At 71.8% G+C, this 26,139-nt stretch carries 23 protein-coding genes and 1 tRNA gene; 18 read left to right on the plus strand and 6 right to left on the minus strand.

Annotated elements, in window-relative coordinates; translation table 11 throughout:
- Positions 1-217: 217 nt before the first annotated feature.
- Together ACTWQC_RS33290 and nudC are read left to right on the plus strand one after the other, a co-directional pair.
- Positions 218-1,720 carry a M20/M25/M40 family metallo-hydrolase gene (locus ACTWQC_RS33290; RefSeq protein ID WP_443319589.1) on the plus strand — a complete coding sequence of 501 codons (1,503 nt, stop codon included), beginning with the start codon at positions 218-220 and terminating at the stop codon, positions 1,718-1,720.
- A gap of 79 nt (positions 1,721-1,799) precedes the next feature.
- A complete protein-coding gene (gene nudC, locus ACTWQC_RS33295; protein ID WP_443319590.1) occupies positions 1,800-2,744 on the plus strand; it encodes an NAD(+) diphosphatase in 945 nt (314 codons plus the stop codon).
- A 72-nt stretch (positions 2,745-2,816) separates the two neighbouring features.
- Here nudC and ACTWQC_RS33300 read toward each other — a convergent pair whose 3' ends face one another.
- Positions 2,817-3,059, minus strand: coding sequence for a mycoredoxin (locus tag ACTWQC_RS33300; protein WP_443319610.1), 243 nt, complete (start codon positions 3,057-3,059; stop codon positions 2,817-2,819).
- Positions 3,060-3,266: 207 nt separating this feature from the next.
- Between ACTWQC_RS33300 and ACTWQC_RS33305 the strand changes: the two genes are divergently transcribed.
- The 5 genes from ACTWQC_RS33305 (at position 3,267) to ACTWQC_RS33325 (ending at position 7,286) form a co-directional block, all read left to right on the plus strand.
- Positions 3,267-5,534 (plus strand): ATP-dependent DNA helicase UvrD2, encoded by a 2,268-nt coding sequence (locus ACTWQC_RS33305; protein WP_443319591.1) that lies wholly within the window; start codon positions 3,267-3,269, stop codon positions 5,532-5,534.
- A gap of 244 nt (positions 5,535-5,778) precedes the next feature.
- Positions 5,779-6,099 (plus strand): hypothetical protein, encoded by a 321-nt coding sequence (locus ACTWQC_RS33310; RefSeq protein WP_443319592.1) that lies wholly within the window; start codon positions 5,779-5,781, stop codon positions 6,097-6,099.
- A 173-nt stretch (positions 6,100-6,272) separates the two neighbouring features.
- The gene (locus tag ACTWQC_RS33315; protein WP_443319593.1) at positions 6,273-6,638 is read left to right on the plus strand and encodes a WhiB family transcriptional regulator; all 366 of its coding nucleotides are present in this window, start codon (positions 6,273-6,275) and stop codon (positions 6,636-6,638) included.
- On the plus strand, positions 6,635-6,961 hold the full coding sequence (locus ACTWQC_RS33320; protein WP_443319594.1) for a hypothetical protein: 327 nt from the start codon (positions 6,635-6,637) through the stop codon (positions 6,959-6,961). The genes ACTWQC_RS33315 and ACTWQC_RS33320 overlap by 4 nt, the downstream gene beginning before the upstream one ends.
- 115 nt (positions 6,962-7,076) lie before the next feature.
- The gene (locus tag ACTWQC_RS33325; RefSeq protein ID WP_443319595.1) at positions 7,077-7,286 is read left to right on the plus strand and encodes a hypothetical protein; all 210 of its coding nucleotides are present in this window, start codon (positions 7,077-7,079) and stop codon (positions 7,284-7,286) included.
- Between the two features lie 79 nt (positions 7,287-7,365).
- Here ACTWQC_RS33325 and ACTWQC_RS33330 read toward each other — a convergent pair whose 3' ends face one another.
- Both ACTWQC_RS33330 and ACTWQC_RS33335 read right to left on the minus strand, forming a co-directional pair.
- Positions 7,366-8,754, minus strand: coding sequence for an ABC1 kinase family protein (locus ACTWQC_RS33330; RefSeq protein ID WP_443319596.1), 1,389 nt, complete (start codon positions 8,752-8,754; stop codon positions 7,366-7,368).
- A gap of 35 nt (positions 8,755-8,789) precedes the next feature.
- A complete protein-coding gene (locus tag ACTWQC_RS33335; RefSeq protein WP_443319597.1) occupies positions 8,790-10,166 on the minus strand; it encodes a ThiF family adenylyltransferase in 1,377 nt (458 codons plus the stop codon).
- Positions 10,167-10,356: 190 nt separating this feature from the next.
- On the opposite strand from ACTWQC_RS33335, the gene ACTWQC_RS33340 reads away from it, so the two are divergent.
- The 4 genes from ACTWQC_RS33340 to ACTWQC_RS33355 all read left to right on the plus strand — a co-directional run bounded on the left by ACTWQC_RS33340 (position 10,357) and on the right by ACTWQC_RS33355 (position 14,471).
- Positions 10,357-10,953: a M48 metallopeptidase family protein gene (locus tag ACTWQC_RS33340; RefSeq protein WP_443319598.1), complete on the plus strand. Its 597-nt coding sequence runs from the start codon at positions 10,357-10,359 to the stop codon at positions 10,951-10,953.
- 238 nt (positions 10,954-11,191) lie between these two features.
- Entirely contained in the window at positions 11,192-12,997 is a 1,806-nt protein-coding gene (locus tag ACTWQC_RS33345) for a TerD family protein (RefSeq protein WP_443319599.1), read from the plus strand.
- An 11-nt stretch (positions 12,998-13,008) separates the two neighbouring features.
- Positions 13,009-13,692, plus strand: a complete 684-nt coding sequence (locus ACTWQC_RS33350; protein WP_443319600.1) for an AIM24 family protein — start codon at positions 13,009-13,011, stop codon at positions 13,690-13,692.
- A gap of 17 nt (positions 13,693-13,709) precedes the next feature.
- Positions 13,710-14,471 carry an AIM24 family protein gene (locus ACTWQC_RS33355; RefSeq protein WP_443319601.1) on the plus strand — a complete coding sequence of 254 codons (762 nt, stop codon included), beginning with the start codon at positions 13,710-13,712 and terminating at the stop codon, positions 14,469-14,471.
- A gap of 59 nt (positions 14,472-14,530) precedes the next feature.
- Here the strand turns inward: ACTWQC_RS33355 and ACTWQC_RS33360 are convergent, their stop codons facing one another.
- Entirely contained in the window at positions 14,531-15,064 is a 534-nt protein-coding gene (locus ACTWQC_RS33360; RefSeq protein ID WP_443319602.1) for an NUDIX hydrolase, read from the minus strand.
- Positions 15,061-16,503 carry a zinc-dependent metalloprotease gene (locus tag ACTWQC_RS33365; RefSeq protein ID WP_443319603.1) on the minus strand — a complete coding sequence of 481 codons (1,443 nt, stop codon included), beginning with the start codon at positions 16,501-16,503 and terminating at the stop codon, positions 15,061-15,063. The genes ACTWQC_RS33360 and ACTWQC_RS33365 overlap by 4 nt, the downstream gene beginning before the upstream one ends.
- A 192-nt stretch (positions 16,504-16,695) precedes the next feature.
- On the opposite strand from ACTWQC_RS33365, the gene ACTWQC_RS33370 reads away from it, so the two are divergent.
- The 4 genes from ACTWQC_RS33370 to ACTWQC_RS33385 all read left to right on the plus strand — a co-directional run bounded on the left by ACTWQC_RS33370 (position 16,696) and on the right by ACTWQC_RS33385 (position 19,891).
- Positions 16,696-17,805, plus strand: a complete 1,110-nt coding sequence (locus ACTWQC_RS33370; RefSeq protein ID WP_443319604.1) for an SDR family oxidoreductase — start codon at positions 16,696-16,698, stop codon at positions 17,803-17,805.
- A gap of 97 nt (positions 17,806-17,902) precedes the next feature.
- A complete protein-coding gene (locus ACTWQC_RS33375) occupies positions 17,903-18,370 on the plus strand; it encodes a molybdenum cofactor biosynthesis protein MoaE (RefSeq protein ID WP_443319611.1) in 468 nt (155 codons plus the stop codon).
- A 160-nt stretch (positions 18,371-18,530) separates the two neighbouring features.
- Entirely contained in the window at positions 18,531-18,707 is a 177-nt protein-coding gene (locus ACTWQC_RS33380; RefSeq protein WP_443319605.1) for a hypothetical protein, read from the plus strand.
- 92 nt (positions 18,708-18,799) lie between these two features.
- Entirely contained in the window at positions 18,800-19,891 is a 1,092-nt protein-coding gene (locus tag ACTWQC_RS33385; protein WP_443319606.1) for a YlbL family protein, read from the plus strand.
- Positions 19,892-20,031: 140 nt separating this feature from the next.
- Here the strand turns inward: ACTWQC_RS33385 and ACTWQC_RS33390 are convergent, their stop codons facing one another.
- A complete protein-coding gene (locus ACTWQC_RS33390; RefSeq protein WP_443319607.1) occupies positions 20,032-20,589 on the minus strand; it encodes a PPA1309 family protein in 558 nt (185 codons plus the stop codon).
- 135 nt (positions 20,590-20,724) lie between these two features.
- Between ACTWQC_RS33390 and ACTWQC_RS33395 the strand changes: the two genes are divergently transcribed.
- The 3 genes from ACTWQC_RS33395 to ACTWQC_RS33405 all read left to right on the plus strand — a co-directional run bounded on the left by ACTWQC_RS33395 (position 20,725) and on the right by ACTWQC_RS33405 (position 25,964).
- Positions 20,725-23,646, plus strand: a complete 2,922-nt coding sequence (locus ACTWQC_RS33395; protein WP_443319612.1) for a UPF0182 family membrane protein — start codon at positions 20,725-20,727, stop codon at positions 23,644-23,646.
- A gap of 42 nt (positions 23,647-23,688) precedes the next feature.
- A tRNA-Met gene (locus tag ACTWQC_RS33400) sits at positions 23,689-23,762 on the plus strand.
- A gap of 165 nt (positions 23,763-23,927) precedes the next feature.
- Positions 23,928-25,964 (plus strand): tetratricopeptide repeat protein, encoded by a 2,037-nt coding sequence (locus ACTWQC_RS33405; RefSeq protein ID WP_443319608.1) that lies wholly within the window; start codon positions 23,928-23,930, stop codon positions 25,962-25,964.
- Positions 25,965-26,139: the final 175 nt, after the last annotated feature.

Raw genomic sequence — 26,139 nt, forward strand, 5'->3', positions numbered from 1 at the left:
CCCGGAGCGACGAGCGGTGGGGCGCCTGCCATGGCAGCGAGCCCGGTCGTCCGGGCGAGGCCGGGGCCCGGCGTCGGCGGCGACCCGGCCCCCACGTGCGCCGCGTCCCCCTGCCCGACGCGCGCCCTGGGGGTCCTGGGCGAGGCCACTGCCGTACGCCCGGGGCGCCCTCGGGCGTGCGGCAGCCGCCCCGCACCCGGCCGGTAGGCTCCCCCGCATGAGCACCACCCCGGACAGCGCCGTCCGCGCCGATATCCAGGACCACCGCGCCGCCTTCCTCGACGACCTCGCGGAATGGCTGCGCATCCCCTCCGTATCGGCCGATCCGGCGCACGCGGGCGATGTGCGGCGCAGCGCCGAGTGGCTGGCGGCCAAGCTGGCCGAGACCGGCTTCCCGGTCACCGAGGTCTGGGAGGCCGGCACCGGGACCACCGCCCCCTCCTCGGCCCCGCCGGAGGAGACCCCGGCCACCCCGGCCACCCCACCGGCCCCTTCCGCCCCCGCGGTCTTCGCCGAGTGGCCGTCCGGCGACCCGGACGCCCCCACCGTGCTCGTCTACGGACACCACGACGTGCAGCCCGCCGCCCGCGAGGACGGCTGGGCCACCGACCCGTTCGAGCCGGTCGTCCGGGACAGCTGGCTCCACGCGCGCGGGGCGGCCGACGACAAGAGCCAGGTGTTCTTCCACACCCTCGGCGTGCGCGCCCACCTCGCCGCCACCGGCCGCACCGCCCCCGCCGTCAACCTCAAGCTGCTCATCGAGGGCGAGGTGGGGTCGCCCATGCCGAAGGCCAGGGGAGAGTCCGGCAGCCCGAACTTCCCCGCGCTGCTCCGCGAGCGAGCCGACCGCCTCGGCTGCGACGCCGTGATCGTGTTGGCCACGGGCATGTGGTCCGAGGACACCCCGACCGTGTGCACCGGCATGCGCGGCCTGACCGACTGCCAGATCGACCTCTACGGTCCCGACCAGGACAGCCACTCCGGCTCCTTCGGCGGCGCGGTGCCGAACCCGGCGACCGAGGCCGCCCGCCTGGCCGGCGCCCTGCACGACGCGGACCACCGCGTCGCGATCCCGGGCTTCTACGACGGCGTGATCGAACTCACGGACCGCGAGCGGGAACTCTTCGCGCAGCTGCCCTTCGACGAGGCGGCGTGGCTGCGCACCGCGCACTCGTACGCCACGCTCGGCGAGGCGGGCCACTCCACCCTGGAGCGGATCTGGGCCCGCCCGACCGCCGAGGCCAACGGCATAGGGCGCGGCTACCAGGGCCCCGGCGGCAAGACGATCGTGCCGTCCACCGCCCAGCTGAAGCTGTCCTTCCGCCTGGTCGCGGGCATGGAGACGGAGAAGGTCCAGCAGGCCGTACGCGACTGGGTCGCGGCCCGGCTGCCCGCCGGTATCCGGCACGAGATCACGTTCGGGGGAGCGACCCGCCCCTGCCTGACCCCCCTGGACCACCCAGCGCTCCAGTCCGTCGTACGGGCGATCGGCCGCGCCTTCGGGCAGCCAGTCCGGTTCACCCGTGAAGGCGGTTCGGGACCGGCGGCGGATCTTCAGGACGTACTCGGCGCACGCGTGCTCGTCCTCGGAATCTCCGTGCCGTCGGACGGCTGGCACGCGCCGAACGAGAAGGTCGAACTCGATCTTCTGATGAAGGGTGTGGAGACCGCCGCCTACCTGTGGGGCGATCTGGCGGAGAATGGCCGGACCGCCGCCTGAGACGCCTGAAACGCCTGAAACCGCCCATTGGCCCGCGCCGCGAGGAATCCGCGTCCCGCAGGGGGAGTTGGAAGCAGCTGTGACCACCTGGACCGACCGCAACGCAGTCCCGCAGATCGCCCTGACCGCGGCGAGCGGCATCGACCGCGCCGCGCACCACCGGCTCGACGAGGCCTGGCTCGCGGCCGCGTGGAGCCACCCCACGACGCGGGTCTTCGTGGTCTCCGGCGGTCAGGCGCTGATCGACGACACCCCCGACGGCCGTACCGAGCTCGTCATGACGCCCTCCTTCGAGGCGCCGCCGACCGAGACCCACCGCTATTTCCTGGGCACGGACGAGGACGGGGTGAGCTACTTCGCGCTCCAGAAGGACGCCCTGCCCGGGCGGATGGACCAGTCGGCCAGGCCGGCCGGGCTGCGCGAGGCCGGGGCGCTGCTGTCCGAGCGCGACGCCGCCCTGCTGGTGCACGCCGTCGCCCTGGAGAACTGGCAGCGGCTGCACCGCTTCTGCTCGCGCTGCGGCGAGCGCACCGTCGTCGCGGCCGCGGGGCACATCCGCCGCTGCCCGGCGTGCGGCGCCGAGCACTACCCGCGCACCGACCCCGCCGTGATCATGCTCGTGACGGACCAGGAGGACCGGGCGCTGCTCGGCCGCCAGCTCCACTGGCCGGAGGGTCGCTTCTCGACGCTCGCGGGCTTCGTCGAGCCGGGCGAGTCGATCGAGCAGGCGGTCGTACGGGAGGTGCGCGAGGAGGCGGGCGTACCGGTCGGTGAGGTCGAGTACGTGGCCAGCCAGCCGTGGCCCTTCCCGTCGAGCCTGATGCTCGGCTTCATGGCGCGCGCCACCTCCTCGGAGATCCGGGTGGACGGCGAGGAGATCCACGAGGCGCGGTGGTTCTCGCGGGACGAGCTGCGGGCGGCGTTCGAGTCGGGCGAGGTGCTGCCGCCGTCCGGCATCTCGATCGCGGCCCGGCTCATCGAGCTCTGGTACGGAAAGCCGCTGCCCGCGGGCGTCCCGCGCTGAGGCGGGCCGCACTCGCGGGCAGCGGCGTGGCGCGTTCGCGCTCGCGCCCCGTACGCGGCGGGGCGCCGGGGCTCAGACGCCGATCCTCTCCTTGACCTGGGCCAGGGAGGGGTTGGGGAGCGCGGAGCCGTCCGGGAAGAGGACGGTCGGGACCAGCTGGTTGCCGTTGTTGACCTTCTCGACGAAGGCGGCCGACGCCGGGTCCTGCTCGATGTTGATCTCCGTGTACGCGATGCCCTCGCGGTCCAGCTGGCTCTTCAGCCGGCGGCAGTAACCGCACCACGTGGTGCTGTACATCGTCACCGTGCCCTGCATCGGCTCCTGCATCGTTGTGTGCTCCTCGCAGCTTTGGTCTGAAGTCTGGCGGCGGCTTGATGCCGGTAGTGGAACGCGCAACCTTTCACGGTCATTCCCCCCTGATCATGGCCGTCTGCGTGCGGTTGCAGCCGATAAGTATGACCGCCGTTGGACAGCTGTGGACAACCGTCCCGGCTGCAACGCCCGACCTGGCAGCATGGCGGGGTGACAGCAGCAACGGAGACCACCCTCTTCCCGGCCGTACCGGACTCGGCGGACGCGGTGCTCGACGGGCTCGACCCGGAGCAGCGCGAGGTCGCCACGGCCCTGCACGGTCCGGTCTGCGTGCTGGCCGGGGCCGGCACCGGCAAGACGCGGGCGATCACCCACCGGATCGCCTACGGGGTACGGGCGGGGATACTCCAGCCCGCCAGCGTGCTCGCCGTCACTTTCACCAACCGCGCTGCGGGGGAGATGCGCGGCCGGCTGCGCCAGCTCGGCGCGGGCGGCGTCCAGGCTCGTACGTTCCACTCGGCGGCCCTGCGCCAGCTCCAGTACTTCTGGCCGCGCGCGGTCGGCGGCGAGCTGCCGCGGCTCGCCGAGCGCAAGATCCAGCTGGTCGCCGAGGCCGCCGCCCGCTGCCGTATCCGCCTGGACCGCAACGAACTGCGGGATGTCACGGGCGAGATCGAGTGGGCGAAGGTCACCCAGACCGTGCCCGAGGACTATCCGGCGGCGGCCGCCAAATCCGGCAGGGAAGTGCCGCGCGACCCGGCCGAGATCGCCGGGATCTACGGCGCGTATGAACGCCTGAAGCGCGACCGGGGCGTCATCGACTTCGAGGACGTGCTGCTGCTGACGGTCGGGGTGCTGGAGGACCGGCCGGACATCGCCGACCAGGTGCGCGGCCAGTACCAGCACTTCGTCGTGGACGAGTACCAGGACGTCAGCCCGCTGCAGCAGCGGCTGCTGGAGCTGTGGCTGGGCGGCCGGGACAGCCTGTGCGTGGTCGGCGACGCCAGCCAGACGATCTACTCCTTCACCGGCGCGACCCCCGACCATCTGCTCAACTTCCGCGCCCGGCACCCGCAGGCCACGGTCGTGAAGCTGATCCGCGACTACCGCTCCACGCCGCAGGTCGTGCACCTCGCCAACGGCCTGCTGGGTCAGGCCCGCGGCCGGGCCGCCGAGCACCGCTTGGAGCTGGTCTCGCAGCGCGACCCCGGCCCCGAGCCGGTCTACAGCGAGTTCGCCGACGAACCGGCCGAGGCCGAGGGCACGGCCCGCCGTATCCGCGAGCTGCTCGACGCCGGCGTCCCGGCCAGCCAGATCGCCGTTCTCTACCGCGTCAACGCCCAGTCCGAGGTCTACGAGCAGGCGCTGGCCGACCACGGCGTTCCGTATCAGATGCGCGGTGCGGAGCGGTTCTTCGAGCGCCCCGAGGTGCGCGAAGCGGGCGTCGCCCTGCGCGGCGCCGCCCGCGCCGGTGGCAACGATGTGCTCCTCGACGACGCAGTCGACCTGCCCTCCCAGGTGCGGGCCGTGCTGGCCGCGTCGGGCTGGACGCCCGAGCCTCCGGTCGGCTCCGGCGCCGTACGGGACCGCTGGGAGTCCCTGGCGGCCCTCGTCCGGCTCGCCGAGCAGTTCGCCACCGGCCGCACCGCGGCGGGCGCACCCGCCCCGAATCTCGGCGACTTCGTCGCGGAGCTCGACGAGCGGGCGAACGCCCAGCATGCGCCGACCGTCGAGGGCGTCACGCTCGCCTCGCTGCACGCGGCGAAGGGCCTGGAGTGGGACGCGGTGTTCCTGGTCGGTCTGACCGAGGGGACCGTGCCGATCACGTACGCCAGGACCGACGACCAGGTCGAGGAGGAGCGGCGGCTGCTCTACGTCGGCGTCACCCGCGCGCGGGTCCACCTCTCCCTCTCGTGGGCGCTGTCGCGGGCGCCCGGCGGCCGCGCGTCCCGACGGCCGAGCCGGTTCCTCAACGGGCTCAGGCCGGGCTCCGCGGCGACCCGCAGCCGCACCGTGGGTGAGGGCGGTGGCGGTGGCGTCGAGCACGGCAGCGGCAGCAGAAGGAGGCGCCGCGGCCCCGTCCAGTGCCGGGTGTGCGGGCGCACGCTGACCGACGCGGGCGAGATGAAGCTGATGCATTGCGAGGACTGCCCGTCCGACCTCGACGAAGCCCTCTACGAGCGGCTGCGTGACTGGCGCATGGAGCAGGCCAAGGCGCTGGGCCAGCCGGCCTACTGCGTTTTCACCGACAAGACGCTGATGGCCATCGCCGAGGCCGTACCGGACAGCGAGTCGGAACTGGCCTCGATCTCCGGGGTGGGCAGGCGCAAGCTCGACCGGTTCGGGGCCGAGGTGCTGGCGCTGTGCGCGGGCGAGGAGCCGGCCCGGGAGGCGGCGGAGAACGAGGCGGCGGGCGCGGCCGAAGGCCCTGCGGAGAAAGCCCCTCAGGACGTCTCCGAGGACAGCGCGGATGACTGATACGAACTCGTCGAGAAAATAGTTTGCGCATGCCGCGGGAATCCCCATAGGTTTCTGTTCCACGGGCAGGGCTTGTCCGTCGCAGGGCTGTTGGGGCCTAGGCGAGAAGCCCCTTCGGGGGAGCCATAGCCTTCCGAGCACGGATGGCAGGAGGTCTTTTGGACCTCCGGGTTTCATGCTGTACTGAACGACCCGGGACTGGTTCCGACCAGTCCCCCGAGACGCCGAGAGGAGGCGAGCCCACATGATCAGCATCACCAAACTGGCCGGTCACCAGGCCGCCTTCTGCCTGTCCGGCGTCTCCGTGCTGCGCGGTACCGGTCTGTCCGGCGCCGCCGAAGCACGTCTCGTCGAGCGCGGCATTGTCGCGGTCGATGAGCGACCGACCAAGGCACCGGCGGCGGCAGTAGCGGCGGCACAGGTCTCGGCCTATGTCCTCGCGGCCAATGGTGCCGACCTCCAGCAGAAGTGGACCGATGGCTTCGCCACCGGTGCGACCTCTGCAGCCGAGCACAAGACGATGCGGGCCTTCCGCGGGCTCCAACCCTGGAGAGATCCATCCTGATCGCGAGATCAGGTCGGCACCTTCCAGGGCCGCGGAACCCGAACCGGGATCCGCGGCCCTTTCCGTTGCCGGAGACACCACGTCCTCCCCGGCAGCGGAATCGGAAAGCCACCCGGTACCGACCGAAACCCCGGCCGAAAGGCCGGGCCGAACAGACGAGGAAGACACCAACCGTGCCCAGTTCCGCGCACGCCCCGTCCGTACCGCACGACCCTGCGATCCCCCCGCCCGGCTCTTCGGAGGTCCCCTTGACTCAGCTGACCCAGCTCACCGTGCTCGACGACGAGATCGAGCGCCTCGGCGAGCTCGTCCCCTGCCGCTCGTACGACCCGGAGGTCTTCTTCGCCGAGTCGCCGGCCGATGTCGAGTACGCCAAGTCGCTCTGCCAGACCTGCCCCCTGCGTGAGGCCTGCCTCGCAGGCGCCAAGGACCGCCGCGAGCCGTGGGGCGTCTGGGGTGGCGAGCTGTTCGTCCAGGGTGTCGTCGTGCCCCGGAAGCGGCCGCGTGGCCGCCCGCGCAAGAACCCGGTCGCGGCATGACCACCGCAGGAACGATCGACCGCCCTCACACGCACGACCCCAAGAAGCAGGTCCCGACGATGAAGCCGTCCGCCCACGAGCCGTCCGTCACCGGCACCCCAGAACTCAACAACTCCGGCGCGAACGCCTCGCGCCAGAACAGGACCCGAGAGATGCAACTCATCCCAGAAGCCCTGGCCCGTGCTCGAATGGAAGAGCGACTGTACGAGGCCGAGTCCGAACGCAGGGCCATGCGCCTGGCCGCTGCCCGGCGTCTGCAGCGCCGCGCCGAGCGCGCCTCGCTGCGCGCCCGCCGCGCCCTGGCCATGGCCGTCATGCAGTGACCGTCTGAGCCACCCGAGCTCAGCAGTCTTCTGAAACCGCGGGACCGGTTCGCCGAACCGGTCCCGCGGTGCGTTGTGCCCCGTCGAACGCGGTTCACGGGGGTATCGTCGACAGGTGGAACAACAGACTCATCACCCCGCGCAGCAGGGTGCCGAGAACGAGACCGTGGTGTGCGCCCGCTGCGGTGCCGCCGCGGACGGCCCGACCCCGCCCGTGACCTGGACCTGCTCCGTGGAGAACGGCAGCCGGATCTACTTCTGCGAGAACTGCGCCCGCGACAACATCCGCGCCATCGAAGGACGGCTCGACTCGTCCTGGTGGTAGCGCGTCGCCGGCCGCCCCGGTGGTGAGAGCCGCCCGAGAGCGTCGGCGAGGCCGCAGCCCACCAGGCGTCCACGGCAGGTCAGGCGCCCGCCGCCGTCCCGTCCTCCTCCAGCGCCTCCACGCCCGCCTCCTCGGGCACGAAACCGGGGACCCAGGCAGTGAGTTCGTCGCGCAGCCGGACCGTGGCACCCAACTGGCAGAGCACTCCAATGGTGCTCAGCGTGACCCGGTGGATCAGAAGGTAGGCGGGCGGCAGGTTGAGCTGCCGGCCCAGCTGGTGCGCGGGCGAGCGGGGGTCGGCGATACGGGCCGCCTGCGTGCGCATCCAGTTCCGCGTGAACGTGAACTCCTCCGCCCGGGCGGGCTCGATGATGGGCAGCAGATAGTCGAGCACCGCCTCCGGGTCCAGCTCGACCGTCGGCTTGACGAAACCCTCCTCGCACAGCATCCGGTACACCGGCTCTGCGTCGCCGTCGAGCGTCATCCGCAGCGAGGTGCCGATGGTAGGCGGCAGGCCGTCCGGCAGCCGGTCGACCGTGCCGAAGTCCAGAACCCCCAGCCGCCACTTCTCGGGCGGCCCGCCGTCCGCATCGCCGACGAGCAGCCGGAAGTTCCCGGGGTGCGGGTCCGCGTGCAGCAGCCCGGTGCGGGCTGTGCCGGAGAAGAGGAAACGGGCCAGCAACTGTCCGGCGCGGTCCCGCTCCTCGCGTCCGCCGTGCGCTATGACCTCGGAGAGCGGCACCCCCTCCATCCACTCGGTGATCAGCACCTGGTCGCTCTGGTGCACCACATCGGGGACGACCACATCCGGGTCGTCGGCGAACTCCGCCGCGTGTATCCGCTGGGCCTGCGCCTCCAGGCCGTAGTCCAGCTCTTCCGAGACGCGGTCGCGCAGCTCGGAGATGAGCGGTTTGATGTCCATCCCCGGAATCAGCGGCCCCAGCAGCCGGGCGAACCGGCCGAGCTGGGTGAGGTCGGACAGCAGCGCCTCACCCGCGCCCGGATACTGGACCTTGACGGCCACTTCGCGCCCGTCGTGCCACACCGCGCGGTGCACCTGCCCGATGGACGCCGCCGCCGACGGCTTGTCCTCGAACTCCTCGAACAGCTCCCGCCAGTGCTCGCCGAGCCGCTCCTCCAGCACCGAGTGCACCGTCCGCACTGGCATCGGCGGGGCGGCGTCCTGGAGTTTCGTCAGCGTCGCACGGTAAGGCCCCGCCACCTCCTCGGGCAGCGCGGACTCGAACACCGACAGCGCCTGCCCGAACTTCATCGCTCCGCCCTTGAGCTCGCCGAGCACCTTGAACAGCTGCTCGGCGGTGCGCTGTTGGAGCTCCCGGCCGACGATCTCCGCCGACCGGCCGCCGATCCGCTTGCCGAGACCCCAGGTTGCCCGGCCGGCGATTCCCAGTGGCAGCGCGGCCAGCTTGGCAGTACGCGTGACCGCCTTCCGCGGAAGATCCGACATTCGCCCCTCCAACTCCACTGCATCCTCCGGGAGGGCTACCCCCCGAGCCACGCCGCAGACGGCGGTCGCCCGGCCATTGTCCCGTGCGGCTCGTCCCTGGCGGAGGGGGATTCCCCTGCGCGCGGAGATTCCCCTGCGGAGGCGGATTCCCCTGCGGAAGGAGACTCCCCGGCCGAGGTGTCCGCGTCTGCCGCCCGAGCCGCGCCGCAGCGGCAGGCCGCGTGCGGGGCCACCGGTCGCGCCTCCCATGGCAGGTCCGGCAGCGCGAACTCCAGCCGTGCCCCGGCGCTGAGCGGAAGCCGCCCGTCGAGAAAGCTCAGCGCGTGCGAGGCGGCGAGTCCTGCCACCACCGTCGCCAGTGCGGTGTCGCACGCCATCACCCCCGAGCCGCTGCGCCCCGACCGCCACTGGGCCAGCATCCGGGGCCATGCGGGCTCCCGTTCGGCCCGTTCCAGAGCCAGGCAGCCCGCACAGGCCGAGCCGCCCGGCAGCACCAGCGGCCCCACCACGCCCGTGCCCTCGATCACGCCCGCATACAGATGAGGCACCCCCGAGGCGATCAGCTCGTCGGCGATGACCGGGTCGGGTGCGTAGGCAGCGAGCCCGTCGCGCGGGGCGAGCACCACCAGCGCCGTCGCCGTACCCGACGCCGCGAAGGGTCCGGCGGCCCCGGCCGTCCCAGCAGCCCTTGCCGCCGCGGCCGCGGCATCCGGCCCCGGGCGCCGTGGACGCCGGCCGGGCGCCGCCGCCCGTACGACTCTCCGTGCGGCCACGCTCCGCCGCTCGCCTACGGATTCGGGCGGCAGACCGGACGGCGCGACGTCCCACGGCTCGACACATCCGCCGTCCATCACGTCGACCTGGCCGACCCCCGAGGCCGACAGTGCCGCCGCGACGGCCGCACCGACCCGTCCCGCGCCACGCACCTGCACGCGTATGGCCGCCCGCGCGGACATCCGCCGCATCGCGCCGCCCGGCTCCGGATGCACCACGGACAACGATGCGAGGTCCGGCCTCAGCCGGTCCCAGGCCGCGGCCCGGTCCTGCGCGACCGAACGGTCGCCCCGGTCCTGCGCGACCGAGCGGCCACCCCGGTCCTGTGCGACCCAGCGGTCGCCCTGGTCTGGGTCGACCATTCCCGGCGGCCCGCCCGCCGCCGTAGCGTCGTCGAGCAGCCCGGCCGCACCGAGCCGTTCCACCAACTCGTCGACCCGGCTGGCCCCGAGGCCCATCGCCTCGGCTTCCCGCCGCAGCAGCGGCAGGCCTCGGGTGCCGTCGAGCAGTCCGAGGAAACTGCCCGTCGCCGTGTCCACCGGCCCCACGACCACCGCGTGCGCCGCTGAAACGCCGAATTGCATGTTCTGCCGGTCACGCCAGCCGCGCCGCAGCGCGGGCTTGAGCATCGGATGCATGATTCCGTCCCCCGTTGATCCCTGTTGCTCCCCGTTCGCCCCGGTCGATCGATCCGACCGGCCTCCAGCATGCCCGTACCGCGGTTCAGCTGCGGAAAGTTGTCCACAGGCGGTGTGGATTAGTCATTCAAATTGCGCACACCCATCGAGGGGCGGGACTTCCCCGGCCCCCAGCAGGTAACGTCGGGGCGTGTCCGCCGACCCACTGCACCGCGCCGGGAGCGCGCAGCGCAGCGCAGCCAGCCAGCCCGCCCGCGGCTCGGGGACGAGCGCGGTCGAGGTCAGGAGGAGTGCCCGGCGGCGCAGAACCGTCTCCGCCTACCGCGAGGGCGACCGCACCGTCGTCCTCATCCCGGCCCGCATGTCCGAGGCCGAGGAGAAGCGCTGGGTGACCGTCATGCTCGACAAGCTCGCGGCCCAGGAGAGCAAGCGGATGCTGGGCGACGGGGAACTCGCCAAGCGAGCTGAGCAGCTGTCCGACCAGTACCTCAACGGACGGGCCCGCCCGACCACCGTCCGCTGGGTCACCAACCAGAACACCCGCTGGGGCTCCTGCACCCCTGCCGAGGGCAGCATCCGCCTGTCGCACCGCCTCCAGGGCATGCCCGAGTACGTCATCGACTACGTGCTGGTTCACGAGTTGGCGCACCTGCTCGTGCCGGGCCACGGACCGCGCTTCTGGGAGCTGCTGAAGGCGTATCCGCGGACGGAGCGCGCCCGCGGATACCTCGAGGGCGTGGTCGCGGCGGACCGGCTGCCGCATCTGCCCGCGGCCCGGAGCGAGTAGCCCGTATCGGCCACGCGGGCCGACCGCGCGCGGCTTGCGCACCGGCCCCGCAGCACCGGCCCCGCACCAGCCCCGTATCGGCCCGGTACCAACCCGGCACCGGCATCGCCCGCTGTCTGCCCCAGCGGTTAGCCTGACGCAACGCTTTCACCGCTGCAATCACCGCTGTAATCACCGCAGTGATCATCGCTGTGATCACCGCTGTATTCACCGCTCGGATGGGGGACGGTCGTTACGTATGGCCAGGGAATTCCAACGCGGCCACAAGGCCAAGATCAGTGACCTGACAGCGGGGACGGATCTGTACGTAGGAGTGCAGATCTCCGGGCCCGGACTGTCCTTCGACATCAGTTGTTTCGGCCTCGACCGCGACGAACGGCTGTCGGACGACCGGTACTTCATCTTCTTCAACCAGCCGAAGTCGCCCGAGGAGTCGATCCAGCAACTGGGCGCGCAGGCGGGCGACACGGAGTCGTTCCGCGTCACGCTCGACCGCATCCCGGCGAGCATCCAGAAGCTCTCCTTCACCGCGACCATCGACGGTGCGGGCCAGATGTCGCAGGTCGGGCCGGGCTACATCCGGATCGTGGCGGGCGGCGAGGAAGTCGCCCGCTATTCCTTCACGGGCGCGGAGTTCACCACCGAACGAGCGGTGATGCTCGGCGACTTCTATCTCAAGGACGTGTGGCGGTTCGCCGCCGTCGGGCAGGGGTTCGACGGCGGGCTCGATGCCCTGCTGAAGAACTTCGGCGGTGAGGTGCTCGAGGAGGATGGGGGTGGGGCGGCTCCGCAGCAGCCGCAACAGGCCGCGCCCGGTTTCGCACCGCCCCAGGCGGCCGCTCCCGCGCCGGGCTTCGCTGCCCCGGCCGCCCCGCAGCCCGCCCCGGCTACTCCGGCACCACCACCGCAGCCCGCTCCACCCGCTCCCTCCGACCCGCAGGTGCACACCGCGCCCACGATCGCCGCGCCCATCACGTCTCCGGTCCCCGACCAGCACACCCCACCCGGCGGTCAGGTTCCACCGCCGCCCGGTCAGCCGGGACAGCCCGGTCAGCCGGGCCAATTCCCGGGTCAGCAGCCCCAGTACGGCCAGCCGCCGGGTCAACCCGCCCCCTACGGAGCCCCTCTGCCCGGCCAGGCCCCGCCCGCCGCGCCGGGGCAGCCGTCCTATGGAGGCCAGCCCCAGCCGGGTCAGTTCCCCGGCCAGCAGGGCCCGTACGGTCAGCCCGGCCAGGCGGCACCGGCCCCCGCCCCGTACGGCCAGCAGCCCGCCTCCTACGGTCAGCCCGCCGCGACCGGTGCGCCCGCCGCGACCGGTGCGCCCACCGCGACCGGTTCGCCCGCCGCAGCCGGTTCGCCCGCCGCACTCGGTGTGCCCACCGCGCCCGGGCTCGGTGCGGCCCTGGACAAGTACCGCGAGGCGCCCACCGGTCAGCGCTGGACCCTGCAGAACCAACAACTCATCCGGATCGACCTCGGCGCCGACGGCCAGCCCGTCCTCGCCCGCCAGGGCAGCATGGTGCTCTATCAGGGCAAGGTCGACTTCAGCTACAAGGGAGCCGGTTTCGGCGGCCGGATCGTCGGCAACGCCACCGGCCAGGAGATGCAGCTCATGCGCTGCGCCGGCCGCGGCCAGGTCTTCCTGGCCGAGAACGCCTCGCATGTCCACCCGATCGAGCTCCAGGGCGACGCGATCTGCGTCTCCGCCGAGAGCGTCCTGGCCTTCGACGAGTCGCTGCAGCATGAGGTGCGCCGGATCGAGGGCCACGGCATCCCCGGCGGAGCGCTGTTCACGATGCAGTTCCAGGGCACCGGCACCGTGGTCGTGAAGACCCAGGGCGTCCCGGTCGTCCTCCCCGTCACCCCGACCACGTTCGCGGACAGCAACGCCATCGTCGCCTGGTCCGCCGCCTCGCAGGTGATCATCTCCAGTCAGGTGCGGCTGCGCCGCAACGCCTACCCGGGCCACAGCGGGGAGACCGTGAACCTCCAGTTCCGCGGCGCGCCCGGCAACTTCATCGTCGTCCAGCCCTACGAGGTCTGAAGGAGCCCGTCATGGACCAGACACTGATCGCGGGCTACGCCCCGACCCCGATGGCCGCCCGCATGGAGAACCACGGGCGCAGCATGCTCAAGGTCGCCATGCAGAGCGGCCAGGACCTCTTCGCGCGCACCGGCTCCATGGTCGCGTACGAGGGCTTCGTGCAGTACGAGCCGAACCCGCCCGCCGTACGCCAGATGGCCTCCCAGTGGTTCACCGGCGAGGGCGCCCCGCTGATGAAGTGCAGCGGCGACGGCCTGCTCTACCTCGCCGACTACGGCGCGGACGTCGTCTGCATCAACCTCAACAACGACTCCGTCTCGGTCAACGGCACCAACCTGCTTGCCTTCGACGCCCACCTCCAGTGGGGCGTCCAGCGCGTCAAGGGCATGGCCAAGTTCGCCGGGCAGGGACTCTTCAACGTCGGGCTCTCCGGCACCGGTTGGGTCGCCCTGACCTCGCGCGGCACCCCGATCGTCGTCGACTGCGGCCGCGGCGAGGATGAGACCTACGTGGACCCGGACGCGCTCGTCGCCTGGTCAACCGGCTTGAAGATGAAGGGGAAGCGGAGCTTCAAGGCCTCCTCCATGATCGGGCGGGGCAGCGGCGAGGCGTACCAGATCGGCTTCTCCGGCCAGGGATTCGTCGTCGTACAGCCGAGTGAGGACAGCACTGACCGGCTCCGGGCCCGGGGCTGAGGGGGAGCGAACACACCATGCAGAGCCCGCTTTTCGGCTACACCGAGCACCAGACCCAGGACCGCTACGCGCTGCAGAACCCGCAGATGCTGCGCGTCGCGCTCACCGGACACGACGACGTCCTCGCCCGTAAGGGCGCAATGGTCGCCTACCAGGGGCTGCTCGAGTTCGACGGCGAGTACCAGACCCAGGGCCAGCGTCGCGCCCGCGCCCACACCGGCGAGGGCCTCGACCTGATGCGCTGCTCGGGCCAGGGCACCGTCTACCTCGCCAACCTCGCCCAGTACGTCCACGTAGTGGACGTGGACCGGGACGGGCTGACCGTCGACAGCGCCTACGTCCTTGCGCTCGACTCCGCGCTGCACTGGGAGGCGATCGCGGTGGACAGCCAGTTCGGCGTCTCCGGGTCCGGCGCGTACAACCTGCAGATCTCCGGCCAGGGCAAGGTCGCGCTGATGACCTCGGGCCAGCCGCTGATGCTCCAGGTCACCCCGGACAAGTACGTCAACGCCGACTCCGACGCCCTCATCGCCTGGTCCACCTCGCTGCGGGTCCAGATGCAGGCGCAGACGTCGTCCTCGAGCGTCTACCGGCGGCGCGGCAACACCGGCGAGGGCTGGGAGCTCAGCTTCCTCGGCCAGGGTTACGCACTGGTCCAGCCCAGCGAGCTGCTCCCGCCGCAGAACGCGGTGATCGGCCAGGGGATGGCCGCCCAGTACGGCATGGGCCAGCAGGGCGCCCACGGCCAGAACCAGGGCAACATCTGGTCCAACCGCTAGAGGACGGCAGCGGACGGACCGCCCCCGCGCGGGGTGCGGACGGACCGCACCCGCGCGCGTCAGCCTCGCAGCAGCGCGCGGGTGCGGTCCACCAGCCGTACGACGGACTCGTCCGCCACCGCGGCCACCTCGTCGTACGCGAACCAGCGCAGGTCCAGCGACTCGTCGCTGATCGCCGTCACCGCGCCGCCGGGCGCGAGAGCGGCGTATTGCACGTCCAGGTGCCAGGCGCACGGCGTGTGGTGGCGGTCCAGGCGCGCCGGGCCGGCGGGCAGCAGCGTCAGGCCCTCGATCCCGGACTCCTCGGTGGCCTCACGCAGGGCGGCCCCGGCCAGGGTGGTGTCCTGCGGCTCGCAGTGCCCGCCCATCTGCAGCCACATCCGCAGCTTCTTGTGCAGGGTCAGCAGTACGCGGCCACCTGCCGGGTCGACCACCAGGGCGCTCGCCGTGATGTGCCCGTCCCGGCAGGACTTCCACATTCCGTTCGGGTGCGCAGCGAGGTGATCGCCGTACGCGAGGCGCAGCCGCTCCTGATCCGCATCCGGCGCGGGCCACTCCTTCAGGGCCCGCGCCGCGTCCTCGTACAGGCTCACTTCTCGCTGTCGCCCTCGCCGCCGCTGTCCTTGGGCTCGCCGTCCCCTTCGGCCTTGTCGCCCTTGTCGAGCCGCGGCTTTCCGTCCCCGCCCGCCGCCTCGCCGAGCATCTTGTCCAGCTCGGCGAAGTCCAGCTGCTCGCGGTGTACGAAGCCGTCCGGGTCGTCCAGGTCCCCGGCCGTCGGCAGCATGTCCGGATGGGCCCACAGGGCGTCCCGGCCGTCAAGACCGCGCGCGTCGGTGAGCGAGGCCCACAGCCGCGAGGCGTCCCGCAGCCGCCGCGGCCGCAGTTCGAGGCCGATCAGCGTGGCGAAGGTCTGCTCCGCCGGGCCGCCGCTCGCGCGCCGCCGGCGCAGCGTCTCGCGCAGCCGGCCGGCGGACGGCAGGTGCGGCGCGGCCGCGGCGTGCACCACCGCGTCGACCCAGCCCTCCACGAGCGCCAGCGCCGTCTCGAGCCGGGCCAGCGCCGCCTTCTGCTCCGGGGTGTCCTCCGGCTGGAACATGCCCTGCTGCAGCGCCTCCTGCAGCTGCTCGGGGTGCGTCGGATCGAGCTGGCCGACCACGTCCTCGAGCTTCGCGGTGTCGACCTTGATCCCGCGCGCGTAGCCCTCGACCGCGCCGAAGAGGTGCGAGCGCAGCCACGGCACGTGGGCGAACAGGCGCTGGTGGGCCGCCTCGCGGAGCGCGAGATAGAGCCGTACCTCCTCCGGTGGGACGCCGAGATCCTTGCCGAACGTCTCGATGTTCACCGGCAGCAGCGCTGCCTTGCCCGCGGGCCCGAGCGGCAGCCCGATGTCGGTCGAGCCGACCACTTCGCCCGCCAGCATGCCCACGGCCTGCCCGATCTGGGTGCCGAACATGGCGCCGCCCATCGAGCGCATCATCCCGAGCAGCGGGCCCGCCATGGCCTGCATCTCCTCGGGCAGTACGTCGCCCATGGCCGCGCCCACGCGCTCGGCGACCGGGTCCACCAGGTCCTTCCACACCGGGAGGGTCGCCTCGACCCACTCGGCGCGGCTCCACGCGACCGCCGCACCCGAACCGGACGGCAGCGAGGTGACGCCGTCCAGCCACAGGTCCGCCAGCCGCACCGCCTCCTCGACGGCCGCGCGCTCGCCCGGCGAGACGCTCGCGTCCTTGGTGCCGTCGGAGGTGCCCTGCGCGACGGTCTGCCGCGCGATGTCCTTGGCCATGTCCCAGTTCACCGGGCCGCCCTCGTAGGAGAGCATCTGCCCGAGGCGCTGGAAGGCCGCTCCCAGGTCGTTCGGATTCAGCGAACCGAACATCGCGGCGAACGGGTTCTCCCCACCGCTCCCCCCGCCGAACCCGAACGGATTCGCGGGGCCCTGATTGCCGCCCTGGCCGCCCTTCTTCTTGCCGTCGTCGCCGTCGTCCGGCTCCTCCGGCGGAAGGCCGAATCCGAATGGGGTGTCACTCACGGGTTTCCTCGGCTCTTAGGGCCGCCGGCCCGGGGCCGGCGGCGACTGCCCGACATCACAACCCAGCGTAGACACCCTGCCCACCTCTAGGCTCGGTGCTTGGCTGCCCGGAAGCCTGCGGCAGGATGGACGCCACCTGGTACGTACGCGTCACTGCCCGTACGTACTGAAGACAACCGCTGGAGCCGCCCGGTGAGTTCCCCAGACCGAGAAGTTCGCGCAGCGCGAAACGAGGCCTCGGCGCCCGCGCGCCGGCCCGTCGTCGCGGTCACCGGCGCCGCCTCAGGCGTCGGCGCCGTGCTGACCCGGCGGCTGGCCGACTCCGAGGAGATCAAGCAGGTCGTGGCCATCGACGAGCGCCGCGGCGAGGTCCCCGAGGCCCAGTGGCACCTGCTCGACGTACGGGATCCGGCCATCGCGGAGAAGCTGCGGGGCACCGACGTCGTCGTGCACCTCGCGCTCGACCTCAACCTGGGCACCGACCCGGCCGCCCGCACCGCCTACAACGTGCGCGGCGCCCAGACGGTGCTGACCGCGGCCGCGGCCGCGGGAGTGCACCGGGTCGTCCTGTGCACCTCGGCCATGGTCTACGGCGCGCTGCCCGACAATGATGTGCCGCTCGCCGAGGACGCGGAGCTGCGCGCGACCGCCGAGGCCACCGGCGTGGGCGACCTGCTGGAGATCGAGCATCTCGGCCGCCGTGCGCCCCGCGCGCACCCCGGCCTCAATGTCACGGTGGTAAGGCCCGCCATCCTGGTGGGCGGTACTGACACCGCCCTGACCCGCTACTTCGAGTCCCCTCGTCTCCTCGTCGTCGCCGGGTCCCGCCCGACCTGGCAGTTCTGCCACGTGGAGGACCTGGCGAGCGCCCTGGAGTACGCGGCGCTCGGGAAGGTCGACGGCGAACTGGCGGTCGGCTGCGACGGCTGGCTGGAGCAGGAAGAGATCGAGGAGCTGACCGGCATCCGGCGCATGGAGCTCCCGTCCGCCGTCGCGCTCGGCGCCGCGTCCAGGCTGCACCGGCTCGGCCTTACTCCGTCCCCCGCGGGCGACCTCGCGTACACCATGCACCCGTGGGTGGTCAGCGGCAGCCGGCTGCACGACGCCGGCTGGCGTCCTGGGTGGACGAACGAGGAAGTCCTCGCGGAGCTTCTGGAGGAGGTCGCGGGCCGCCATACGGTCGCGGGCCGCCGCCTCGGCCGCAAGGACGCGACGACGCTCGGAGCGGCGGGGGCGACCGTCGCCCTGGTCGGCACGGCGGCCCTGGTCAGGCGGGCTCGCAAGGCCCGCCGCAGGGGCTGACGCACCTGGCTCACGGAGCGAGTGCGAACGCATGACGGAAGAATCCTTCCGCCATGCGGGATATCTGGGATTCCTTAATCGAGACGGGTACGGCACGATGGACGCCATGGCACGGACGTACGACCACCCCGGCGAGGCGCCGGCCCCCAACCCGATCCGCCTCCTCGCGATCCGCGACACCGCGCTGTCCGTCGACGAGGTCTTCGCGGCGGTCGGGGACGACTCCGCGGGCGGCACCGCCCTCTTCGTGGGAACCGTGCGCGACCACGACGGCGGGGCCGATGTCGCGGCTCTCGGCTACTCCGCCCATCCGACCGCCGAAGCGGAGCTTCGCCGGGTCGCGGAGAAGGTGGCGGCCGACTTTCCCGTCCGGGCCATGGCCGCCGTTCACCGGGTCGGCGACCTCGCCGTGGGCGACCTGGCCGTCGTCGTGGCCGTCTCGTGCCCGCACCGCGCCGAGGCTTTCGCCGCCTGCCGCCGCCTGATCGACGACCTCAAGGGGGAGGTCCCGATCTGGAAGCACCAGCAGTTCGCGGATGGAGACGAGGAGTGGGTCGGCGCGTAGCGCCCGCCGGGGCCCTGCGATCACTGATGGCCCACCAACAGCCCCTCCCTGGTTGCGTAACCGGCACCCTGCGGTGAGCGTTGATCGGGCGGATGGTTAATCTGCTGATCAGTCAGTTGCGGTTGTCAGTTCTAGATGCGCATGGGGTCGGGAGGCCGGTATGGCGGCGCTCGCTTGGTTGCTGATTCCGGTTGTCGCGGCTGTCGTCGCGGCCGCGTGGGCCCGCTGGGCCGCGCGTAACCGAAAGGTCGGCGACGTCGCCGAACTGGCCGGGTACGAGCGGTTCCGAGAGGCCATGGAACGTTCCCGCACCGGCGACTCCGACGCGGCGGCCTGAGCGCCTCCGCACCGGGCCCCGAGGGCCCGGGCGACCCCGTACGGACCGGCCCCGGGAGTGCACTGTCGGACCAGTCCCGTACTGTCGTTCTCATGCCACGCCGCACCGCGACGCTGCTCGCCTCCACCCTGATTCTCATTGCGCTGCTGTGTGCAGGGGTGCTGATTCCCGTGCCGTATTCGGAGATGTCTCCCGGTCCGACGGTGAACACCCTCGGCGATCATGGTGGCGAGCCGGTGCTGCACATCTCCGGGCGCAAGACCTATCCGGCGAAGGGCCATCTCAACATGACGACGGTCCGGGTGACCGGCGCCGACTACCGGATGAATCTCGTCGAGGCGGTCGCCGGCTGGCTCTCCCACGATGACGCGGTCGTCCCGCACAGCACGCTCTACCCGGACGGCCAGACCGCGGAGCAGGCCAATCAGGAGAACGCCGAGGAGTTCAGCCAGTCCCAGGAGAGCGCCAAGGTCGCGGCCATGAAGGTGCTGGACATACCGGTCTCCGCGCGCGTGGTCGTGGCATCCGTCGTCAAGGACAGCCCCGCCCAGGGCACGCTGCACGCCGGGGATGTGATCAAGGCCGTGGACGGCAAGCCGGTCGCGAAGCCGGGCGATGTCGCCAAGCTGGTCACGCAGCACAAGCCGGGGCAGCAGGTCAGCTTCACCATCGTCCCGGCCAAGGCGGCCGCCGCCGCGGAGAAGGCCGGCAAGCCGGAGCCGGGGACCCGGGAGACGGTCTCCATCACCACGCGGAAGGCGCCGGACGACGACCGGGCGATCGTCGGCATCCAGGCGGGCACCGACCACACGTTCCCGTTCGAGATCGACATCAAGCTGGCCGACGTGGGCGGCCCGAGCGCCGGGATGATGTTCACCCTCGGCATCGTCGACAAGCTGACCCCCGGCGACCTGACCGGCGACAACTTCGTCGCGGGCACCGGGACGATCGACGACGAGGGCAAGGTCGGGCCGATCGGCGGCATTCAGATGAAGACGGTCGGGGCCCGTGACAAGGGCGCCCGGTACTTCCTGACGCCCGAGGACAACTGCGCCACCGCGGCCAAGGACAAGCCCTCCGGCCTCACTCTGGTGAAGGTCGGAACGATCGACGACGCTGTGAAGGCCTTGGAGCAGATCCGCGCGGGGGACACGGCCGACGTGAAGCGCTGCACGAAGGACTGAGCCGGTCCGGAGCCGACCGTCACGTACCGGCCGCACCCGGCCCGGCCCTGGGCCGAACACCCCGGCCCGGCCGCACGCGCCCTGGCCCGATAACCCCGGGCCCGACCGCACCGCCTGCTCCGCGAAAGGTCGCGGACCGCCTACTCCGCGAAGGTCGCGGCGAGGGCCTCGGCGAGCCCCGGCACGAGGTCGGAGCCGGTGAGCACCTCGGTCGGCGAGTCCTTCTCGCGCAGCCGCAGCGCCGTCTCGCGCGCACCGTCCCGCAGCACCGCCACGGTCATCCTGACCTCCTGGCGGTCCGGGTGCTCCGCAACCCACTTCGCGAGCTGCCCCTCGTCCATGCCCTCGGGCACGGACGCCTCGGCGGCCGGCGGCAGCATCAGCCGCTCCACGGTCAGGGCGCAGCCGACCACCGCGTCAGGCCAGGCGATGGTGGCGAGGAACTCGTCGAGCGGCGCGCCCCGCGGCAGCTCGTCCTGCTCCACCGGGGTCAGGGTGGCCTCGGCGTCGTTGTCGATGCCGAGCTGGGCGGCGAGCCCCGGTTCCTGGGCGCGCAGTTGATCGGTGTCGACGAGGGCGAAGAGACGGGCCGGCTGGTCCCAGCCGAGCCCGGCCGCGTACTCGTCGATCTCGAGTACGGCGCGGGTGAGCGGGCTTGCGGCCATCGGAGCACCCGAGGCGGAGGAGAGGTTGGACATGGTCAGTATCTTGCCCTGTTCGTAACCGGAATCGGGAACCGAGTAAAGCTTGAGTAAGTTGCATGGGTGGGCCCTACTATCGCGGGGCCTGCTCATACGACAGCGAACTTCGAGGTGCGCACCTTGGCTTTCCAGATGCCGGACCGCGGCGGAGGCCCGACAGGCCCGCGGATCAGAGTCGGCCGACCGTCCCGGCGCGTCCGGACCCTGCTCATGACCTTGGGCGTGCTCGCCGTGCTGGCGATGCTCTTCGTCATGTTCGCCGGGTTCTGGACGGACTGGCTCTGGTATCGCTCGGTCGGCTTCTCGTCGGTCTTCACCACCACCCTGTGGACCAAGATCGGCCTTTTCTTCGTCTTCGGCCTCCTCATGGCCGCGGCCGTCGGCATCAACATCTGGTTGGCGCACAAGCTCCGCCCGCCGCTGAGCGCGATGTCCGTCGAGCAGCAGAGCCTGGACCGCTACCGGATGGGTATCGCGCCCTACAAGAAGTGGGTGCTGCTCGGGGTCACCGCCCTCGTAGGGCTGATCGCGGGCGCCTCCGCCTCCGGCCAGTGGCGCACGTGGCTGCTGTGGGTCAACGGCGTGTCGTTCGGCAGGGAGGACGCGGAGTTCGGAAAGGACGTGTCCTTCTACGCCTTCGACCTGCCCTGGTACCGCTTCCTGCTGGGCTTCGGCTTCGCGGCCGCGGTGCTGGGCCTGATCGCGGCCGCGCTGGTGCACTACCTGTACGGGGGGCTGCGGATCACCAGCCCCGGCGCGCGGGCCACGGCCGCGGCCACCGGCCATCTGTCGGTGCTGCTCGGCATCTTCGTCTCGCTCAAGGCGGTCGCCTACTGGCTCGACCGCTACGGCCTCGCGGTGAAGTCCAGTGACTTCAAGGCGACGGGCAACTGGACGGGTCTGCGTTACGTCGACGCCAACGCGTATCTCCCGGCCAAGACGATCCTCTTCTGTATTGCGGCGATCTGCGCGGTGCTGTTCTTCGCGACACTCTGGCGCCGCACCTGGCAACTGCCAGTGATCGGCTTCGGTTTGATGGTGCTCTCGGCGATTCTGATCGGCGGGCTCTACCCGGCGATCGTGCAGAAGTTCCAGGTCCAGCCGAACGAGCAGGCCAAGGAGTCCGCGTACATCGAGAAGAACATCGATGCCACGCGCGAGGCGTACGGCATCAATGACGCGAGCGTGACGAACTACTCGGGCCGGGCAGGCACGGACGATCAGGCGAAGCTCCGCAAGGACGCGGACACGACGGCCAGTTACCGCCTGATCGACCCGAACGTCGTCCCGCCGACCTTCCAGCAGCTCCAGCAGGAGCGCAAGTACTACCAGTTCCCGCTGACGCTGGACGTCGATCGCTACAAGGGCCCCGACGGCAAGGCGCAGGACACCGTCATCGGCCTGCGCGAACTGAACATCGCAGGCATTCCCAAGCACAACTGGATCAACGACCACTTCACCTATACGCACGGCTACGGCATGGTCGCGGCCAGGGGCACGACCACGGACCCGGATGCGGACCCCGCGGGCTCCCCGGACTTCACCGAGTCCGGCCTCCCCACCAGGGGGCAGCTCGGCAGGTACGAGCAGCGGATCTACTACGGCGAGAAGACCGAGCAGTACTCGATCGTCGGCGGGCCCCAGAAGGAGCTCGACTACGAGCAGAACGGCGAGAGGAGCACCAGCTACCGCGGCAACAGCGGGGTCGACCTCTCCAACCCCGTCAACCGCGCCGCCTACGCCGTGGCTTTCAGCGACCCGCAGATCTTCTACTCGGGGGCCATCGGCGAGGGTTCGCGGATCCTCTACAACCGGACGCCCAAGGAGCGGATCGAGTCCGTCGCGCCCTGGCTGACCATCGACGGTGACGCGTATCCGGCGGTCGTGGACGGCCGCATCAAGTGGATCGTCGACGCCTACACCACCACCAACGGCTACCCGTACTCCTCCCGTACGACGCTGGGGGACACGACGGCCGACTCGCTGACCACCGGCCAGCGGACCGTGGTCGCCCAGCAGAACCAGGTCAACTACATTCGCAACTCGGTCAAGGCGACGGTGGATGCCTACGACGGCTCCGTGAAGCTGTACGAGTGGGACACCGATGACCCGGTTCTCAAGACCTGGATGAGGGCGTTCCCGGGCACGGTGGAGTCCAAGAGCTCGATCGATCAAGATCTGATGCAGCACCTGCGCTACCCGCAGGACCTGTTCAAGGTGCAGCGTGAACTGCTCACCCGCTACCACGTCACCGACGCCGCCCAGTTCTACAGCGGCAGTGACGCGTGGCAGGTGCCGGACGACCCCACCAACAAGGACTCCGGCGCCGTCCCGCCGTACTACCTCAGCATGACCATGCCGGGGCAGACGGCACAGACCTTCTCGCTGACGACGACCTTCACCCCCAGCGGACGCCCCAACCTCGGAGCGTTCATGGCCGTCGACGCCGATGCCACGAGCCCGGACTACGGCACGATGAGGCTGCTCAAGGTGACCTCCAACGTGCCGGGCCCGCAACAGGTGCAGAGCGAACTCAACGGCAACGCCGACGTCGCCGAGTTCGTCAGAAACCTCAGAGGCACCGACTCGGACATCGAGTACGGCAACCTGCTGACGGTGCCGCTCGACGAAGGGTTCCTCTACATCGAGCCGGTGTACGTGCGAGGCGGCAACGCGAACTACCCGCTGCTCAAGAAGGTGGGGGTCTCGTACGGCAAGGAGACCGTCTTCAAGGACACACTGGGCGAGGCGCTGAACGAGGTCTTCGGGACGGAGGGGGCCGAGACCGGCCAGCCGCCGGGCGAGGGCACCACGCAGCCGCCGTCGGCGGAGAACCCGACCGTGCAGCAGGCGCTCGACGACGCGCAGAAGGCGTTCGAGGCGGGCCAGAAGGCGCTCCAGGAGCAGGACTGGACCGCGTACGGCAAGGCCCAGGACGACCTGGAGGCGGCGATCAAGAGGGCCGCCGATGCGCAGGCGCAGGCCGACCAGGAGGGTGACGGGAAGTCAGGCGACGGGCAGGCCGGCGAGAAGGGCGGCGGGCAAGGCAACTGAGCAGGCGCCATCCCGCGTCGTGGTACGGTGAGCGCACAACGACGCGGGGTGGAGCAGCTCGGTAGCTCGCTGGGCTCATAACCCAGAGGTCGCAGGTTCAAATCCTGTCCCCGCTACTACAGAAGGACCCGGAGTCAACAGACTCCGGGTCCTTCGCTTGTGTGGGGGACACCGCGGATATGGCGTTTGGCAAGTAGCTCTGTCGGGAAGTCGACAAAACGCCGAAGTGACTTCACTGGCTGCGGTATACCAGGTGTACGCAGGTTGCAGGTGGTGCGACGATGGCCCTTATGGGGGACAAGGCAATTCTGTTGGAAACAGGTCGGTTTGCGGACCCGCCCGGTGACGAGCGGGCCCCCGCCGTGCCCGGATCCGCTGCGAGCTGTGACGACACCACCACCGCCGATCCCGCCGCCGAGGCCGGTACGTTCACCGGGCAGGCGGAGGAGGAGGCCCGCCACCGCCAGGCCGCCGAGGCCGGGGACACCGAGTCGATGAGCGTCCTCGGCGCCCTGCTGCTGCGCCGCGGCGACCTCGACGGCGCCGAGCCCTACCTGCGCGCCGCCACCAGCGCGGGTGAGCGCGCCGCCGCCAACAACCTGGGCGTCCTGCTGCACCAGAAGGGCTACCCGGACGAGGCGGCCGGCTGGTGGCGGATCGCCGCCGTGGCCGGATCCGCCGCTGCCGCGCACGCCCTCGGCCGCCACTACCGGGAGCGGGGCGACGAGCCGGCGGCGGAGTACTGGCTGCGTCAGTCGGCCGAATCGGGCCATGCGCTGGGCGCGTACGCGCTCGCCGACCTGCTGGATCACCGCAGCGACGTCGGCTCGGAGCGCTGGTTCCGTGCCGCCGCCGAGCAGGGGCACCGCGAGGCCGCGTACCGCCTCGCCCGCATCCTGGACCTGCGCGGCCACGACGCCGGGGGGCGCGACGCCGCGGGCCGCGACCTCGGGGGACCGGACCTCGGTGGCCGCGACATCGGGAACCGGGACGCCGTACGCCGGGACCGACGTCTGGACGCCGTACGCCGGGACGACGGAGGTCTGGACGCCGGACGTCCGGACGCCGTACGCCGGGGCATCGCGGCCCTGGACGGGCCGTCGCCCGACGACCCGGAGCAGCGCGCGGCCACGGCCGAGGCCGAGCAGTGGTACCGGCAGGCCGCCGCGCGCGGTCACCGGCGCGCTGCCCTGCACCTCGGCATGCTCCTAGAAGAGCGGGACGAGGTGCAGGAGGCGGGCCGCTGGTACCTCACGGCCGCCAAGGACGGTGAGCCGCGCGCTGCTTGCGCGCTCGGCTTCCTGCTGCGCGACGCGGGCGACACCGACAGCGCCGCCATCTGGTGGCGCCGGGCCGCCCAGAAGGGCGATGGCAACGCTGCCAACGCCCTCGGCGCGCTGCACGCCGACCGCGGTGAGCCGCAGACCGCCGAGCGCTGGTACCGCGCCGCGCTCGACGCCGGAGACGTCAACGGCGCGTACAACCTCGGCCTGCTGTGCTCCGAGCAGGGGCGTACGCCGCAGGCCGAGCAGTGGTACCGCCGCGCCGCCTACGCCGGGCACCGCGAGGCCGCCAACGCCCTTGCCGTACTGCTGCTGCAGCGCGGTGACGCGGCGGGCGCGGAGCCGTGGTTCTCCAAGGCCGCGGAGGCGGGCAGCGTCGACGCAGCGTTCAACCTCGGCATTCTGCACGCCAGTCGGGACGACGACCGTACGGCTCGGCAGTGGTACGAGCGCGCCGCCTCGGCCGGGCACACGGATGCGGCGCTGCAGGTCGCCATCGCGCTCCTCAGGGACGGCGACGAGCGGGCCGCCGAACGTCACTTGCGGTGCGCGGCGGGCGGCGGCAGCGCGGAGGCCGCCTTCCGGCTCGGCGCGCTGCTCGAGCGGCGGCAGCGTCCCGAGGAGGGGGACGGCGGGACCACCGAGTGCGAGGAGTGGTACGAGCGGGCGGCCGAGCAGGGCCACCGGCGGGCGCAGGTGCGCTGCGGAATGATCGCGGCGTTCCGCGGCGACGCGGTCGGGGCCGCAGGCTGGTACCGCACGGCCGCGGAGGCGGGCAGCCGCAACGGGGCCTTCAACCTCGGGCTGCTCCTCGCGCGGGAGGGCAGCGAGCCGGAGGCCGCGCTGTGGTGGACCCGCGCGGCCTCGGCGGGGCACGGGAGGGCGGCGCTGCGCCTCGCGCTGCTCGCCGCGCGGCGGGGCGAGCTCGCGGACGCCCAGCACTGGTGCTCCCGTGCGGTGGAGCATGGCCCGCCGGAGGTCGCAGAACGCGCGGCCCGCCTGCGCGACGCCCTGCAGCAGGAGCTCACGGCATAGCGCCTCCGGCGTTATGCCGTGAGGCCGTCCCCCTGGCCCATTCGCCGCCGCTCCTCGCGCCCTCGGCGCGGTCAGCCGCCGACGGCCAGGCCCTTCAGGCGGGCGGCTGTGCGGAACTGTGGTGCCTTTCGCGGCTCCCGCGGCGCATCGCCGTCGGTTTCCCGCCCGCCTGAAG

Source organism: Streptomyces sp. 8N616 (assembly GCF_052246385.1).
GTDB lineage: Bacteria > Actinomycetota > Actinomycetes > Streptomycetales > Streptomycetaceae > Streptomyces.